The organism is Dictyobacter kobayashii, from assembly GCF_003967555.1.
Taxonomy (GTDB): domain Bacteria; phylum Chloroflexota; class Ktedonobacteria; order Ktedonobacterales; family Ktedonobacteraceae; genus Dictyobacter; species Dictyobacter kobayashii.
Window position 1 is genome coordinate 2742075 of the sequence record NZ_BIFS01000002.1, and the last position, 15947, is coordinate 2758021.

Sequence of the window (15947 nt, forward strand, 5' to 3'; positions counted from 1 at the left end):
AAGAAAGACAAGGAGAAAAAGGTGATAGATCGCGAGCAGTACATACCGGGTCCGGCCTATGGGGCGCAGGTACAAAAGAATGGAGAGGAGTGGACGCTCATTCTCGTTAGAGAGCTGCGCCACGCGCCAGAAAAAGTCTGGCAGGCGCTTACCGAGCCGGCGCATCTGCGCGAGTGGGCTCCCTTTGATGCCGATGGGAGCCTGGGTACGGTTGGAAGCACGGTGAAGCTCACCACGGTAGGAGCGCCCACGCCGCAGGTTTCCGAAACAAGGGTGACGCGTGCCGACCCTCCCAATGTGCTTGAGTACAACTGGGGTGGCAACGATATCAGGTGGGAACTCGAAGCCCTGGGTGGCGGCACGCGCCTGACGCTGTGGCACAACATCGATCGCCGCTTCATCTCAATGGGTGCTGCCGGATGGCACATTTGTTTCGATGTTCTGGACCACCTTCTCAGCGGAACTCCCATCGGCCGCATCGTTGCTGGCGAGGCGATGAAGTTCGAGTGGCCTCGGCTCAATTCAGAGTACGCCCAGCAATTCGGTACCAAAGATCCGAACGTGCCACCGAATGTCGCCCAACCCTGAGTCGTGTACTCCCGATTACTAACCACCCGGGTTTTGCTACCACTATCGTAGTGACTACCGCTACTCATGGCTATGCTATCTTCATGCACTTTATCATAGATTTTACAACCTTTGTAACCATCGATTAACTTGTTGAGAATGTGTCTTACTCTCATCATCATGGGAAGTATGCCGCTCCTGTACGGATGTGCGCTGGCGCGCCCGGTTTTTTTTTAAGTGGTGCAAAAAGTGCGCTTTGCGCACTTTTTGCACCACTTAAAAATACTTCTTGAGCGCTTTTGGCGCTCAAACCCAGACGTGAAGAGCGCGGTGATCATAAAGATCAGACATATTCTGATATAGTGAGGTGTTAGAGCAAGTTTTAGTGAAGTAGATCATACTTCATATCAGAAGAGCTGTGTATAATATGAGTAGGTGAGCATTACTTTATACAGTGACTCATTAAAAAAGGAGTATGATCCATGAAGAAAATAAACGAAGAGCACAAGCAGAACATGAACAAAAGCGATTTTGCTGAGCAGGAGCTAACGGAAGAGCAATTAGAGCAGATACAGGGCGGTCTCAATCCTCAGCCCCTGCCTCCTGGCGCAGCCGACACATTCAAACTGGACAATAAAATCGCTCGACAGGGCATCATTATTGTTAGTGGATATCAAGAGTAGAGTTGTTGGTGGATAGCAAGAATAGATTGTCTTTAGCTGGCTGACCCATTTGTGAAAGTGGGTCAGTTATTTTATGATGTGTATTTAATTGGATAAGTATAACGATCTGCATATTACTAAACTTGAAGCTGTGCTTACTGTTACTGATTGTTAACATACTGCTAAACTGTTAAAAGGCATATGTCCATTCAGGATAGTTTTGTTAAAAAAGCTTATAATTTGTTGTTCAGCCAAAAATTGCCCCATTTAAAGCGTGATTTTTCCTGCTAATACCATTTATACTATTAGTGGGGAAAAGTTAAAGTACACACTATACACTTTTCTTGCTCGTCACAACTCTCCGCACTGTGATTCCTGTCTGCTGCCAACAACAGGAACGGAAAAGAAAAGTGACCCTGCGGGATATGACACATAGTTGTAAGCAGACGTATGTGTTCATATTGCATGGGTTCAAACATGACGCGAAAAGGAAGGATGCCATGTCGCAACCACATGTACGTCTACGCATGCTCTTCGTTCTCCTCTTTGTTTTTCTCTTCAGTCTGGGGACCATTCTATTTGCACCAAAATCGTCGTCCCCCCATGTCGCTCATGCCGCGGCCACATACAAGGTACTTTTTGATAATGCGCATGCTGAAACAGCGGGCAACGCTGACTGGATTATCAGTACCAGCCAGCCAGATCCACTGGCCCAGAACGCAAATCCCCAGGTAGAAACAGATTGGACCGGGGGAATAAGTGCCTGGGGTGTTGCATTGCAGAAGACTGGTCGTTATTCGCTCAAGACAAACACCAGCGCAATCACCTATGGAAATAGCAGCAACCCTCAAGATCTGAGTAACTTCAATGCTTTCGTACTTCCCGAGCCCAACACCTTATTCACAAGCAGCGAGAAAACTGCCATCCTCAACTTTGTGAAAAATGGTGGTGGTCTATTTATGATTGCTGACCATAATGGCAGTGATCGTAACAATGATGGCGCCGACTCACTCCATATCTTCAATGACCTGATGAACAACAACGGCATCAAGAATGACATCTTTGGCATACAGTTTGATGTGTTGAACATCGCTTCTGAAAACCCCAGCAATGATACGCCCAATCCAGATCCCCTCTTAAACGGACCATTTGGGACCGCGCAGGGCAGTATTATTCGCAATGGCACGACCGAAACTTTGAATACCGCGGACAATGCTGCTGCCCATGGTATTATCTATCGTGCCGGTTTCTCAAATACAGGCACAACTGGAGTCTTTTTTGCTGGCAGTGCATATGGAAGCGGTCGCGTGCTGGCGATGGGCGATAGCTCAGCGATTGATGACGGTACCTGTTCTCCTGGCAACACCTGTTACAACGGCTGGAATGATCCTGCAGCCCAGGATAATATTCTCTTTCCCAATGGAACGGAATGGTTAGCTTCAAGTGGTTCTGGACCCGTACCAACGCCAACGCCAACGAAAGTTCCAACAAGCACACCAACGCCGCAACCAACCAGTACGCCGACCCCGCATCCCACTGTTACACCAACTCCTCAGCCCACCATTACACCAACTCCTCAGCCCACCATTACACCAACACCAACACCGAGCGGCAATCTATTGCAGAATGGTGGTTTTGAGAACGGTAGCTCTCCCTGGGTTGAGAGCTCCAGTGGTGGATATGAGATAGTCGATTCATCCAATCCCCACACTGGTTCTTCCGAGGCATATCTATGTGGATACAATAATTGTCAGGATAGCATCTATCAGACAGTTACTTTGCCAGCCAGCAGCACATCAGACGTTTTGAGCTACTACTGGTATGTAAACACAACTGAGACCACACATTCGTATGATTTTCTCTCTATTCAAGTGCGTAACACGAGCGGAACTGTCCTGGGCACCCTACAAAAGCTGAGCGATGGCAGCACTACTGATAGCTGGCAAAGCTCATCTTATGATATCAGCGCCTACAAAGGGCAGAAAGTACAGATTGCCTTCGTAGCGACCAATGGTAGTAAGAATCCGACCGATTTCTATGTGGATGATGTAGCGTTAGCCAGTAACTAGCCTTAGGGTTAAGAAAGCATTTAATAGCGCAACAGGTACGAACTTCGCACCTGTTGCGCTATTAATATTAAAAAGTTCGGGCGCGCGTGCGCCTGGACTCAAAGTTTCCAGCCCTGGCAACAATTAGCCAGCGCTACAGGTTGTCCCATTGAGAGCAAAGGATGTTGGGCTTGGATTGCTGCCACTCCATGAGGCATTGAAGCCGGGATTAACCGAGGTCCCTGCCGCAATTGAAGCATTGTAGTCGGCATTCTTAATGCTTACCGCGTTCCCTTGCTGAGAATAAACGCCATTCCAGCTTTGTGTAACCTGTTGATTTCCAGGGAAAGAAAAGGTCAGGGTCCAGCCATTGATCGTGCTGCTACCTGTATTGGTGACAGTCACATTACCTGTAAAGCCGCCCGGCCACTGGTTTACGGAATAGCTAACTTTGCAGGCACTTGTGTTAACTGGTGTGGACGTTGGTGTAGCGGTTGGCGTGGACGTGGGTGTGGGTGTGGGAGTACCAACTCCACCGGGCTGCAAGACAACGGTGGTTAACGAATATGGAGCAATCGTGACACTCGAAGATGAGCCTGATGTAGAAGTAATAGAGTTACTCTGCTCACCATATGTATAAATGGTAGCATTTGAAGCTGCATTATAACCGTTGAGTGCCAGTGACACAGTATAGCTATTGCTTGGATCCTTATTGATCAGCAATACGGCAAGATTGCCATTGGCCTGTTTTACTGCGTGGGCAGCCACCAGACTCTGATTCGAGGCGGCGGAGACTATTGTATCCCCTGGTGTACCCAGATTACTGAGCATCTGTAAGCCATAATATGAAGGAAACGGGGTATTGGCAGCGGGCTCACAGATATTCGAAGTTGTATTGGTACAAGTTCCGTTCGATAAGAGGCCATAGTCTCCATACTGAGCATTGCCATAGAGCGAAGCACTATTATTGTTGCCGCCGCTGGCCCCATTATGCAGATCCCACCAATCCACATTGGTGACGCCATTTTCCAGCCAGGTCATATAATTGTCAGCGAGGAATAACGCATTGACCAGACTCACAGTTTGCTTGCCTGTATTATAAGAGACCGAGTTCGTTTCCGTAACCATAATCTGTATCTGGCTGGCACGTGAACCACAATACTGGGAGATCTTAGAGCGCAGGGTTGATGTCATGCTCGCGATCTGGCTGGGGTGGATAACAAGTTGGCATCAGTTTCCGTACCAGGACCCTGTGGATACCAGTGCGCGATTACAAAATCAATTGAAGAGCAGGCCGTTGACAGGACAGTATCATTCCACGGTTGTGGGGATGAAGTGCTGGTCTGACCATCGGGCCAGTTACCAGGAGCCGTAAGTACCGCGCCTATCTTGATACTCGGATCGACGGCCTTCATAGCCTGGCTATAGGCCACAACATTGGTCGCATAGGTTGAGGGACCCATCGCATGAGTATCATACTCCCATGACGAGCCATATGTACCGTTGCCGTAGATCTCATTGCCGATTTCCCAGTATTTAATGCCATACTGATGGCCGCTGCTAGAGGCGCCACTATAGGTTGGCACCGGACCATTGTAGCCAGAGCCGCCCTTATTGGCATATTGCACCCATCCAGCCGCCTCTTGTGCTGTGCCCGAACCATAGTTGACCGTAATCATGGGTTGCGCTCCCGTTGCCTGAGCAACCCCCATAAAGGCATCAAAGTTATTACTGGGATTCACATAGCCCTGTCCCGAGACATTGCTATTTGATTGCCAGTGATAGACATCTGAGGTCGAGCCACCGGGATAGCGCAAGACCTTAACATTGGCATTCTTAAGGGCTGTAGAAGAGGCGCTATCAAGCAGATTGCCATCCCAGACGGCGGTATTGACCCCGACACTCGACGTAGTCAAATTGCCTTGGGACTGACCCGCGTTGACCGTAACTTGCGTAGTACTGGCAGCCGCAGCCGCATGAGTGACGGAATGAGATCCACTTTGCGGTAAAGCTACCGCGATAAGCGAGACCAGCAGGCATAGCATTGCGCTGCAGGTGATACCACCAACGCGATAGTATGCTGAATAGTGACCTGTGAACTTCCTTGCCATTGCATATCTCCTTCCTGGAGAGAAAAAATATACAACTCTGTAGTTATGAGGGGCAAAAATTATGAGATATCTCGTTTTTTCAGTCTAGCATAGAAAGAGCGAGATCTTTAGTGGATTTTTTTTCAGTTTTTATTCAGTTCATTCCTCATCAGTCACCGTGGCTCTTGCCGAACACGCGATCCTTTTATCATTTATCTGCACTCCAGTGAGGTACCCATCACACTCGATAAACAGCATCAATCGGTTAAATAATTTTTGGCATGCTATATAGTATGTAACTTTTCATTTATATTTTGGATTAATAAAGGATGCTATGTTTATTATACCAATAAAAGCCTCTTTTCTCAGTATAATAAATAAAAAACGTCCGAGTCAGTAGTTTGACCTCTTGCTTGAAAATATGTTTATAGTGTATAGTTTAAGGGATATGTTGTGCTAATGTAGTTTCTCGAAAGGAGAACGCCTTGGAAAATCAATCTACAAATGTAACTCTACCAACCAATTGGGATTTAGCCAGCGTTGCCATCTCCACCTTTCTGAAGATTGTTGATGCCTCTGAGTCTGCTAAAGATAGCATTAGCTCATCAACACTGGCACTAAAAGCGGACGCTGATAAGGGCACCAAAGAACCTTCATGGTGGTTTTAGTTTAATTTTAAGTTGAATTCATCAGTTTGAATAGAAATATATTAATGTATAGCGTGGCCTGGAGTGTGTTATGAGTAGCAGGTATCTTTTACAAAAAGAATTGCAGGCATATATTCAGGAAACTATTCCTGCAGAATCTATGCGCAATCAGCTTTACCAGGCACTCAGTGTGCCTGGTAAAGTTTTAGCAAAAGATTTTGATCCTCATGGAGGGTGGGCAGTTTTTTGTCAGACCCTGGCTTTTGAAATCGCGTCTAATGGGCTAACAGAGCTACAGCAACAGGTGGTGCGTCGAACAGCCCTGGCCGTAGAATGTTTAATTTGCGCGCTTGACATTGTTGATGACCTGCAAGATGATGATACTTCTCCATTATTTGAGCAACTAGGTATTGCCACCAATCGGAGCCAGGCGCTGGCCAATGCCCAGAATATTACACTTGTACTGCAGATGGTGATAACCCCCGGACTCCTGCTCTCTTTACATAAAGTTGGCGTGGATAGTGAACTCCTCTTCAAGCTGATGGATACCATGAACAAAGCAGTATTGACCGCCGTGCAAGGTCAAGAGTTGGACCTGGCCTGGGAAGATTTTTCACTGCAGCAGATAACGCAAAAGCATATCGCGACCATGATGGCTTATAAATCAGGAAGCCTGATGGCCATGGCGTGCGCGATGTCAGTGATCGCAGCAGGCATCACTGACTCAGAAACTGTGCATAGGTATATGCTCTTTGGGACATTTCTGGTATGCGTGCGCAATTGCGCAATGATATGCGTGACCTGCATAATCCACAGAAATCAGATGTGCGGCGCGAAAAGAAAACACTGCCAATCTTCTATTCTAAAAGTGTCCATGAAGATATGGGGGAAAAAGGTTTACAGAGTCGGCTCCTGTATATTGATACCGCCCTATCAGCACTCTTGTCCTCTCTCCTCCAGGATCTCGAACTATCCCAACAGGTCAAATTTATAGAGCTACGAAAGATGCTCGGGCTCTCATTACCATCAAATGATGAAGCAAATTGAGATAGCTGGTTGAAAGGAAGCGCTACGTGCGTATCAAAAGTCAGCATCAGAGGTGGTTTTTTTTATGCCTGGTAGGCTGTGTGATCCTGGGTATCTTAGCTGTTAAAAGCATCCTGTATTTTCAATCAAAAGAGTTAACCCTGTGGGATATTCTCTCATTTGGTGTATCTGCTTTTACGGCAAGTTTTTTTTATTTTCTTGGTGCTATTGTCTGGCGTTATACCATCCATCAGAGCAATACTATTTTCTTCTTTGGTTTTTGTGGGGCGATGGCCTGTGTCTTTGCGACCGAGACTTCAGCAACAATAAATATTGAAGGATTTTCCTTGATTGCATCCTTTGGTAGCGTGGTTGCGTTATTTTTCCTGGCCTGTTTCTTTCGAGCATTCCCCAGCACTTCACTGCCCGGATCATTATTATATACAGCGGCAATTCTGGTCAGTACAGGTATTGCAATCTTAGCGCAGGGGATATATATATTTACAAATGACCTGATAAGCCGCACAATTTTTTTGGTCTTACTCGTCGCATTGATCTTGCTTATTATCGCGCGTTTGAGTTATGTCTGGCGCTATTATCATGTGAAACAAGAGACCCAGCAGATCAGGAAGATCACCTGGGTATTTTCTGGATTTATCGTCGCCACCATATTCTGGGCAGTAACCACGCTCGTTCCACAAAGTATGAACTTGCCTTCATTACCAGGTGAGATATCTACATTGCCGATGGCATTTTTTCCTCTCGCGCTAGCCATTGCTATTTTACGTTATCAACTACTTGTTTTAACTTCATACATTCGCAATAGTATCCTTTACCTGGTCAGAATCTTAGGGTTCGCACTTATCTGTTACTTCGGCTTCATATTAGAAAACGTGATCCATGGCACGCATGCTCAGAAGACCCTGATTGCCATTATTTTTTGCTTTGGCGGGGCGATGGCTGTCTGGTGGGGAACCAGGCCACTGATAGATGTGCTCTTTTTTCAGGATCTGCGTAAATATCGCATGGGTAGACAGCCAGAGGCAACCACAGGCGAAACCAAGGATATCGTAGAAGATTTGATACAAGCATGTATGCAGCGACTGAGCATATTACACTCACAGATACGTTGTTATGTGCTTGATCCAACGCAGGCCAGCTATCGTATTGTTTCAGATGAACCTCCGGAACAGAATAGTTTTCAGCAAAAGATCGAACACCACTTTCATCAATTTGCGAATGCGCGCGAAATTCCCATCTCTCATCCCTGGATGCCCCAGTTAGCAACACAGAGACGCCCGGCGTTTCTACATGAGCTACTGGGTAACGAGACGGGATCAGGTATCTTGCAGCGCTACCTGGTTCAACCAGAAAAAGAACAGGACAAAGAACTGCTATTAGTACCGATGCTGTTTGAAAAGCATTTAATTGGCCTGTTGATTCTCGATGAGCGCGAGGAAGGCCTCTCCTATGCTGGTGAAGACTTCTTCGCGCTACAGATGTTATTGGAGCGATTTGTACCAGCCATTGAGCATTCGCGCGTGGTCGCGCGTGCCAATAGCTATTCGCTACTGCTATCAGACCTTAGTAGTGCCAGTATTTTGTCGGGAAAAGATGGCTCGGTTGACCAGTTAGCGCAAAATTATGTACTCTCTATTGCCAGATCGATAAGTGGGCACGCAGCCATATACCGAAGAGAAGGATCCCAGCTACTGTTAATGGCCGAGGCAGGGTCAGCGCCAAAAATCTTGACGCTAAATAAGATGACAATAATGCATGAGGACGATGGGAAGCCATATTTTTTTGAACTGCAAGAAAAGGAGAGCGCGCCACTTCCCTCGCTGATAGCAAGGGATACCATCAACACTTCCTTTGCCTGGCTCCCCCTCAGACCTGGCGCATCCGAAGGCCTGTTACTCTTATCATATGGAGGACCGCATATCTTTAGCGAGGACGAACGCCATATCTTATTGCTCTTCGCTGATCAATGTGGACAACGCTTCGAGCAATTTCATGTGCAAGATGATTTGCAGCAAGCCATCGAATATTTAAAAAACCTCGATAAGCCGCGTGATGCATTTATGCATCGAGCTGTTGATGAACTACAGCCAGAGGTAACAAAGATGGAACAGGCCCTCCAACTCCTCAAGACAGCTCAGAGTCACATGAACTCCAATGCACGCTCGACCTTGATTCGCCAGGTACAGGAATCAAGTGATGGATTAACTGAGATGCTGGACACCCTCCTGACGGTGCAGCCAGTGGACCTGATGGGAAATTGCCCGAACGGATAGATATTGTAGCATTGGTAAAATACCTGCTAGAGACGCATACAGATTGGCCAACCATCAATATGGGCCCTGTTAAAGAGGTCCTGATTGTATATGCGAATCGTAAGAATCTGCAAAATATGCTCGAACTACTAATAGGCCATTTACAGCCAGCAGATCCATTGCAATTGGAATTGCTTGGTATGCCTGACCGGGTAGAGATACGACTGATGGGGGTTTTACGCAATGGCATGACCTTATTTCCGCGTGCCCTGGATCGAGATGTATTACTATTTAAAGCCCAGGAATTGCAAGGATCGATCGATCTTCCCACAGCCACCTCATCCGGTACCATACGGGTAATCTGGAGTGTCCCTGTAGCGTGATTAGGAGGGCAGGTAGCATAACGATCAGATTGCTTTCCCCTGGCGTTCCTATAATTAACTCATGGTTCAGGTCACTGGCCGAACAATGAGCTCATTATAAGATCTTTGTTCGGCCAGTGAAGTTCTATGTGCTAGATATTGTCCGTGGGAAAGGGAGGAGCGTCATAGTTGAAGCCATAGGGAGCATCAGGGCGCTCAAACTCTCCCATCAGGGCACGCCGTAGCGGGGTGGTACGCAGCAAGAAGTCCTGGTTATTCTGTAATCGATCTGACGGTTTGATCCAGGGAGGGCTATAGATATAGTGCATGGTATAGCGATCGTAGTTACCATCATGGACGTAAGTGCGGTGCCAGACAGCGTTGTGGAAGACCAGGACCGAGCCAGCGGGCGCACAGATGATGTGGCTGATGGCTGGTTCGCTTTCTCCCCTACGTACAGATGCTGGTAGGGGTATCGAGCTACGGTGGCTACCAGGAATCAATTCCATATTCCCCGTTCCAGGCAATGTCTGATCGGTTAAGAGAAATGAGGCGCGCAATTGGATCAGGGGATAGGATAACCCAGGCGCTTGAAGTCATAAGCACTTGAGCCATCTTGATGCCAGCCTCCCATTTTTCCATGCGCTGGTTGTTTGGTGTTCCAGCCAGATTGAACGATAAAACGATCACCAAAAATGCCCCTTATTTTAGGTAACACCGCCGGATGATCCATGAGATCCTCCAACACTGCTTCCTGTTCATAGCTTCTACCGACCTGGCCAAAGTCCTGCGTTCCCGCTGCCTCGTGGACGCGCTGTGAAGCCTCCAGGCAGGCAGTGATCTCTTTAGGTGAGAGAACATTTAAAATAACGAAATATCCCCAGGACTCAAAAATGAATTGATCTAGCTCGCTAAAACGTCCTGGTTCCACTACCGGGCTCAACATGAATATGTCCTCCTCGTATCTGATCTTATAGTCAATACCAGGGGTTGCCAATGAATACACCCAGCCCTACATGTTAATACATACGTTGCGAATTTCTGGATCACTTGTATTGTTTAATTCATAGTATGTAACATTATTAATTATTCTGTAAAGGAGGTAATTAATAATGTTACTTCCTGATAAATTTAATTTATATGTATTACATATCGAGAAGTGGAAGGGCTATTGTGATTATAAGATGGGTGTGAGATGTGAGAGAACGTGGTTACTTTCTTTTATATTTTCAGTAGCGTTTCGTCTTTCTATTGATGCGCAAAGGCAAGGCCATCACGAGTGGAGGATCGGTCAGGAGTGGTGGTCGCAGGACGAGGTTAGGATCGCCGGCGACATAGCCATTGTGGATGATAATTGGGCCCGCGCTTTTGGCCAGTAAAATATTTTCTCCCGGCTCCAGGTACAATTGGAGATCTGTCGCCATAGGGAAGGCCGCTGCCATAAGATAGTAGACGCCATCAGAAATATTGGTGAGGTGATAAAAACCTGGCGCGTGGAGCTGGGTACAACTTACAGGTGGCCCCTGAGGAATGGGTCTGCTGAAAAGTCCGACATAGATAGTGCCCTGAAAGGTTGGGGGAGCGCTAATCCAACCGGGAAAGCCATTCTTCATGTGAACAGGAGCGGGTAGCGCGGGGTCTTGCTCAGTATTCTCTATGCGCGGCAACTCGAATTCATGGGCCTGGCGACGCAAGAGGCGTGGCGGTAAACCAATAAGCTGGGTGAAGCGACTGGTAAAAGAGCCAGTGCTGGTATAGCCAACCTCAAAACAAATATCGGTCACGCTGAGAGGGGTCGTCAAAAGCAAGCGCCGGGCCATGCGGAAACGCAATGCAGAAAGGAATTCGCCAGGTGGAATGCCAATCAGGCCGCGAAAGACACGATTGAAATGGTAGGGCTAAGATAGGCAACCGAGGCCAGATCTTCAAGGGTCAGGAGTTCGCTTAGATGGGTATGCATGACATGGATAGCGCGTTCAATGGCCTGCTTATGATCGTTAAGGGCAATCTGACAGTCTCTGTCTTCACTAAGAACGGGCGTTGTTATTTGCATAGTATCCTTCCTTCTTTCACAGTGCTTCCTCCATAACTTATTCTGCTTTGAAGGATGAAATGCGGCAAAGCAACGAGAGTCATTTCTGCTCAAAAGAGCAAGATTGAAGAAGTTTTTCAGCTTTTCACCAGTTATAATGCGACCAGTGACTTCTTTTTATTCTTTATGACTTTCGAGCACAACACATATATAAGAGGTTAATGGCTTATGCCAACCGCTACAGTAATTCTTCCGCCAATGTTGCGCGAGAAAACCGAGCAGCAGGCTCGTGTGGATATAGAAGGGGCAACTATGCGCGAGATCCTTGAAAATCTGGAGCAGCGCTTTCCTGGTCTCCGCTTTCATCTCTGCTACGAAACTGGCGAGCTACGCCCATATGTCAACATCTTTATCGAACAGGCCAACATTCGCTATTTACAGGGCCTTGACACGCCCGTCATGGCAGGAGCGCGTATCCGTGTCCTTCCCTCGGTCGCTGGCGGTTGATGCACATCCGCATTGCGTAAAGGAGTTTATAAATAATGACGAACCGAAAACGCTATCCTGCTGGCACAGTTATGCTGACGGTAGGAACGAAACGTGGACTCTTCCTGTTGACCTCATCTGATCGGGTCCACTGGGCAGTTGAGAATACAACGCTCAACAGCCGTGTTTTTTACGCTGTGCTCGATCAACGGGCAGATTACCGCATCTTCGCAACCGATAACGGAGATTTCTTCGGCACCTTTTTACGCTACAGCGACGATTTTGGGCAGACCTGGCAGGAACCACGCCAGGGCATACAGTTCTCACCAGAGAGCGGGCTGAGCTTAAAAAATATCTGGTATATTGAGCCGGGTCGTCCCGACGAGCCAGGCGTGATCTATGCGGGTACCGATCCGGCTGCTCTTTGGGTAAGCAACGATAGTGGTGAGAGCTGGGAGCCAAATACAGGCCTGCTTGAGCATCCAACTCGTAATCGCTGGAACCTGGGGCAGGGGTCTCTGCCTGCATTCCATCGTAGCCGATCCGACCAACGCCGAGCGCATGTGGGTGGGTATCTCTGCCGTAGGTTGCCTGCGTACAGATAATGGAGGGAAGAGCTGGACACACGCCAATAAGAACACACGGGCTGGATTTCTCCCAGACCCCTATCCAGAGTTTGGACAATGCATCCATCGCCTGCTCCAACATCCTACCCAGCCGGATGTACTCTATCAACAGAATCACTGTGGTCTATACAAAAGCTTGAATGCTGGCGAAGACTGGATCGATGTACAGAGTAACCTGCCCTCGGAATTCGGTTTTCCAATTGGTCTCGATCCACATCATCCCGAAACGCTCTACTCAGTGGTTGAGGGAGAGGCACGCAACAATATCGGTGAGCAATTTACGGTTTATCGTACGCAGAATGCGGGAGAGGAATGGGAAGCACTGACGCATGGTCTCCCGAGTGGACCGAATGTACGCCTGGGCGTGCTGCGGCATGGTTTGTGTACTGATGAACTGGATCCCTGTGGTGTCTATGTTGGCACCAATACGGGCCAGTTGTTTGCCAGCAACGATCGAGGAGACAACTGGCAGTTGATCGCTGATTACCTGCCTACTATCTATTCCGTCAAAGCAACCTACCTGAGTTAGCGCTATCCACAATAAAAGTGGCCAGAGGAGGTCAGGCTCGACCTCCTCTAGCCTTATTTTTACGCTCGTTCAAGGATAAGCCGCGAAAAGAGTGGCTTATCCCTGTTTGCTCGTTTATAGGCAATATATTAGATGTGAATTGTGGGGATTCAGGTTAAGCTGACGTCGTCGATGGTTGCCCAACCATTGATGGCGTGTGCGTAATACCAGACCTTGATGCTCTGGCCGGCGTTAGCAGTGAAGGTGGTGGTATATAGCTGGTAACCGACATTCCCAGTGACATTAAGATTTCTGACCTGTGTGCCATTGACATCGGCTCCAAACTGCACATTGCCGATGTTATTGGCTGCATAAGCGGTTAAGGTGTAAGTGCGGGTAGCCGGTGCTGTGATGGTCTGGGCCAGGCCAACATCACTTGATGAGGTCGGATGCAGGTAGGCATCATATGTGCCACTGTGTGGGTAGTTGGTTTCAATACCAGCCAGAGAAGGATTGATCTCACCATTCCATGGCGCCAGACTACCTGATTCAAAGCCTGCATTCGAGAGCAGATTTGTCGCTGCTGGCGGATCGATCTCCACGCGATCCAGTGCCGGCCAGACATTGCTACTCTGTGGATTTTTGCGGCCCGTGACCGTGATGGTGAGCGTATGTGTCCCAGAAGAGAAGTGTGGACTCTCCCAGAGCAGCTGATTGCCAGCACGGTGGGCGGCGTAAAAATCAACCTCCCTGGAGGTTCCGCCATCAACGGAGACAGTGGCTATGCCCTCATTGTTGTCCTTCACACCAAAGAGTCGAATGCGTGAGCCGTTAAATTGTACGCTAGCAGTGGCCCCGGTTGTGCCGCTCCAACTATTACTGCCATTATACAAACCAGACTGATCGTTGCCACAGCCACCACTACAATGTTGCCAGTTGGCCGAATAGTTAAATTGATTGAGTCCAGTCCCCTGGGTCGAATCATCGACCTGGGTAACTGCCCCCGGACCCGTATAGGTGACATTGTGGATGACAAAGGTCGTGATAGACTGTGCTGGTAACGCACTGCTAAAGGCATTATTTGTAATACCGATGTTGGAGATCTGCGCCAGATTCTGGCTAGCTGTAGTCTGGTAAGGAGTAGCTGTGCTACCGACGCCACTAAAGTTCGAGAGGTTATAGGTCACGTTCGTACTGCTGGATGAAGCATTGGTTTGTGACCAGGACCAGGGTATTCGAGCCAGCATCGTAGGCACTGAAGGTATTGCCATCGCTGTTATCGATCATCTTATAGCCAGGACGGACAAACTTGCTATAGTTGCCCATCGCATAATAGCGAGAGGGATAGACCAGATTGCCATTGCTATCGGTGCTGACCAGTCCCATAAATCATTGTTTGAACCACCATTTCCAGACCCACCAGATGAAAAATAATTATCGGCGGCCTGCCAGATGACCCAGGCGCTTGGATGGAGATGTTGCTCATCATTGAGAATACTTTGGGACAGGGTAATGCCAGCTGCGATCGGACTGCTCTGTGCTCCCGTACCCCATTCAGACATCCAGAGCCGTTTATTGCCGCTCTGCCCGATAGTATTATAAGCGTAGTCGCGGTCGCTATTGCTACCACCATATGTATGCGTATTATATTGCACTACATATGCCTTCGCGTTACTATCATAGGAATTATAATCGGTATTGGAGCGATCAACCGACGTATCATCAGGGGCAGAGACCTGTGAATAGGCGGACACCCCCGTCTGGTCCAGTTTGGCCCCCAACTTATTCACAATCGTATTCTGCGTGCCCGTAGAAACATTGGTCCCCTCCTGGTCGCCATTATAGTTCCAATAACCAGGGGTCGGCTCGTTAAACGGCTCGACAGTCTGGAGAGTCAGTCCCCAGGTATCGTGAAAATGCTGGGCAATAGTGGCCAGGTAGCTGGCATAATCATCGTAATGGCTGCTGCTCAAATTTTCGGTATTCCCATTGGAGCCTGATGTGCAGCTATTGGTCGTCATCCACGCAGGAGGTGAATTGACAAAGCCCTCAAAGATATTGGCGCCTCTAGCTTGAGCCGCCTGCAAGACCCAGCGCTGATTTGCATCTTGCGTCCAATCATAGGAGCCATTGGTGGGTTCATAAGTAGGAAGATTGGTGTAAATACCGGCCTTACCACTGGCAATAGAATTGTGGCAAACATTGCCCGGGCCGTCAGCGCCGAAGTTATAGCGCAACACGTTGAGTCCAATGCCGGCATTAGGATCAAAAAGTTTGTCCGCGAGTGGTATACGCTGGCTATCACTTAAGCCGCCGGCCCAGTTAGCCCACCAGGCCATACTGCTGCCCCAACCCTGAATGGTTTGATACTGCTGAGCTGGATTTACGGTAACACTGTAGTCGGCATATGCTTTTTGTGTATTGCTCACAGACAACAATGTTCCGGAGACAATAATGAGGGTCAATACTGTTAAGCGGGTCCACATCTGGACGGGTTTTCTGCTATGACGTAGCACTGTCATGTTCTCCTTTGCACATTAGTACAAGTATATGTCCGTATAGCATAGTGACTGTAGATGGGTACCAGGGGTAGCTCAGGTTGGTTCGTGTTCCTGTGTAA

17 protein-coding genes are annotated in these 15947 nt (G+C 48.1%); 9 read left to right on the forward strand and 8 right to left on the reverse strand.

Annotation, left to right across the window (positions count from 1 at the left end):
- Positions 1–21 precede the first annotated feature (21 nt).
- The 3 genes from EL645_RS38520 (at position 22) to EL645_RS39900 (ending at position 3298) form a co-directional block, all read left to right on the forward strand.
- The gene (locus EL645_RS38520; protein ID WP_126557644.1) at positions 22–588 is read left to right on the forward strand and encodes an SRPBCC family protein; all 567 of its coding nucleotides are present in this window, start codon (positions 22–24) and stop codon (positions 586–588) included.
- A gap of 461 nt (positions 589–1049) precedes the next feature.
- Positions 1050–1250 (forward strand): hypothetical protein, encoded by a 201-nt coding sequence (locus EL645_RS38525; RefSeq protein WP_126557645.1) that lies wholly within the window; start codon positions 1050–1052, stop codon positions 1248–1250.
- A gap of 479 nt (positions 1251–1729) precedes the next feature.
- A complete protein-coding gene (locus EL645_RS39900; protein ID WP_126557646.1) occupies positions 1730–3298 on the forward strand; it encodes a M6 family metallopeptidase in 1569 nt (522 codons plus the stop codon).
- Positions 3299–3421: 123 nt separating this feature from the next.
- On the opposite strand, the gene EL645_RS42105 is transcribed toward EL645_RS39900, so the two are convergent.
- Together EL645_RS42105 and EL645_RS42110 are read right to left on the reverse strand one after the other, a co-directional pair.
- Positions 3422–4471, reverse strand: a complete 1050-nt coding sequence (locus EL645_RS42105; RefSeq protein ID WP_218032287.1) for a cellulose-binding domain-containing protein — start codon at positions 4469–4471, stop codon at positions 3422–3424.
- Positions 4468–5388 carry a hypothetical protein gene (locus tag EL645_RS42110; protein ID WP_218032288.1) on the reverse strand — a complete coding sequence of 307 codons (921 nt, stop codon included), beginning with the start codon at positions 5386–5388 and terminating at the stop codon, positions 4468–4470. The genes EL645_RS42105 and EL645_RS42110 overlap by 4 nt, the downstream gene beginning before the upstream one ends.
- Before the next feature lie 464 nt (positions 5389–5852).
- Here EL645_RS42110 and EL645_RS38540 point away from each other — a divergent pair, with 464 nt between their 5' ends.
- The 4 genes from EL645_RS38540 (at position 5853) to EL645_RS38555 (ending at position 9696) form a co-directional block, all read left to right on the forward strand.
- Positions 5853–6035, forward strand: coding sequence for a hypothetical protein (locus EL645_RS38540; protein WP_126557647.1), 183 nt, complete (start codon positions 5853–5855; stop codon positions 6033–6035).
- A gap of 70 nt (positions 6036–6105) precedes the next feature.
- Positions 6106–7008 (forward strand): polyprenyl synthetase family protein, encoded by a 903-nt coding sequence (locus EL645_RS38545; RefSeq protein WP_126557648.1) that lies wholly within the window; start codon positions 6106–6108, stop codon positions 7006–7008.
- A gap of 79 nt (positions 7009–7087) precedes the next feature.
- Positions 7088–9334 carry a hypothetical protein gene (locus tag EL645_RS38550; RefSeq protein WP_126557649.1) on the forward strand — a complete coding sequence of 749 codons (2247 nt, stop codon included), beginning with the start codon at positions 7088–7090 and terminating at the stop codon, positions 9332–9334.
- On the forward strand, positions 9319–9696 hold the full coding sequence (locus EL645_RS38555) for a hypothetical protein (RefSeq protein ID WP_126557650.1): 378 nt from the start codon (positions 9319–9321) through the stop codon (positions 9694–9696). Before EL645_RS38550 ends, EL645_RS38555 begins: the two co-directional genes overlap by 16 nt.
- A gap of 131 nt (positions 9697–9827) precedes the next feature.
- Here EL645_RS38555 and EL645_RS42115 read toward each other — a convergent pair whose 3' ends face one another.
- The 4 genes from EL645_RS42115 to EL645_RS38570 form a co-directional block, all read right to left on the reverse strand.
- The gene (locus EL645_RS42115; RefSeq protein WP_218032289.1) at positions 9828–10184 is read right to left on the reverse strand and encodes a phytanoyl-CoA dioxygenase family protein; all 357 of its coding nucleotides are present in this window, start codon (positions 10182–10184) and stop codon (positions 9828–9830) included.
- Positions 10185–10240: 56 nt separating this feature from the next.
- Positions 10241–10621: a phytanoyl-CoA dioxygenase family protein gene (locus EL645_RS42120; protein WP_218032290.1), complete on the reverse strand. Its 381-nt coding sequence runs from the start codon at positions 10619–10621 to the stop codon at positions 10241–10243.
- Positions 10622–10904: 283 nt separating this feature from the next.
- Complete coding sequence (locus tag EL645_RS38565; protein WP_126557651.1) at positions 10905–11543, reverse strand: helix-turn-helix transcriptional regulator; 639 nt, start codon at positions 11541–11543, stop codon at positions 10905–10907.
- Entirely contained in the window at positions 11540–11728 is a 189-nt protein-coding gene (locus EL645_RS38570; protein WP_126557652.1) for a hypothetical protein, read from the reverse strand. The genes EL645_RS38565 and EL645_RS38570 overlap by 4 nt, the downstream gene beginning before the upstream one ends.
- Before the next feature lie 207 nt (positions 11729–11935).
- Between EL645_RS38570 and EL645_RS38575 the strand changes: the two genes are divergently transcribed.
- Both EL645_RS38575 and EL645_RS38585 read left to right on the forward strand, forming a co-directional pair.
- Positions 11936–12214, forward strand: coding sequence for a MoaD/ThiS family protein (locus tag EL645_RS38575; RefSeq protein ID WP_126557653.1), 279 nt, complete (start codon positions 11936–11938; stop codon positions 12212–12214).
- A gap of 453 nt (positions 12215–12667) precedes the next feature.
- On the forward strand, positions 12668–13348 hold the full coding sequence (locus EL645_RS38585) for a WD40/YVTN/BNR-like repeat-containing protein (protein ID WP_136625368.1): 681 nt from the start codon (positions 12668–12670) through the stop codon (positions 13346–13348).
- A gap of 149 nt (positions 13349–13497) precedes the next feature.
- Here the strand turns inward: EL645_RS38585 and EL645_RS38590 are convergent, their stop codons facing one another.
- On the reverse strand, positions 13498–14598 hold the full coding sequence (locus tag EL645_RS38590) for a hypothetical protein (protein WP_126557656.1): 1101 nt from the start codon (positions 14596–14598) through the stop codon (positions 13498–13500).
- Between the two features lie 12 nt (positions 14599–14610).
- Positions 14611–15849: a glycoside hydrolase gene (locus EL645_RS38595; RefSeq protein WP_126557657.1), complete on the reverse strand. Its 1239-nt coding sequence runs from the start codon at positions 15847–15849 to the stop codon at positions 14611–14613.
- Positions 15850–15947 lie beyond the last annotated feature (98 nt).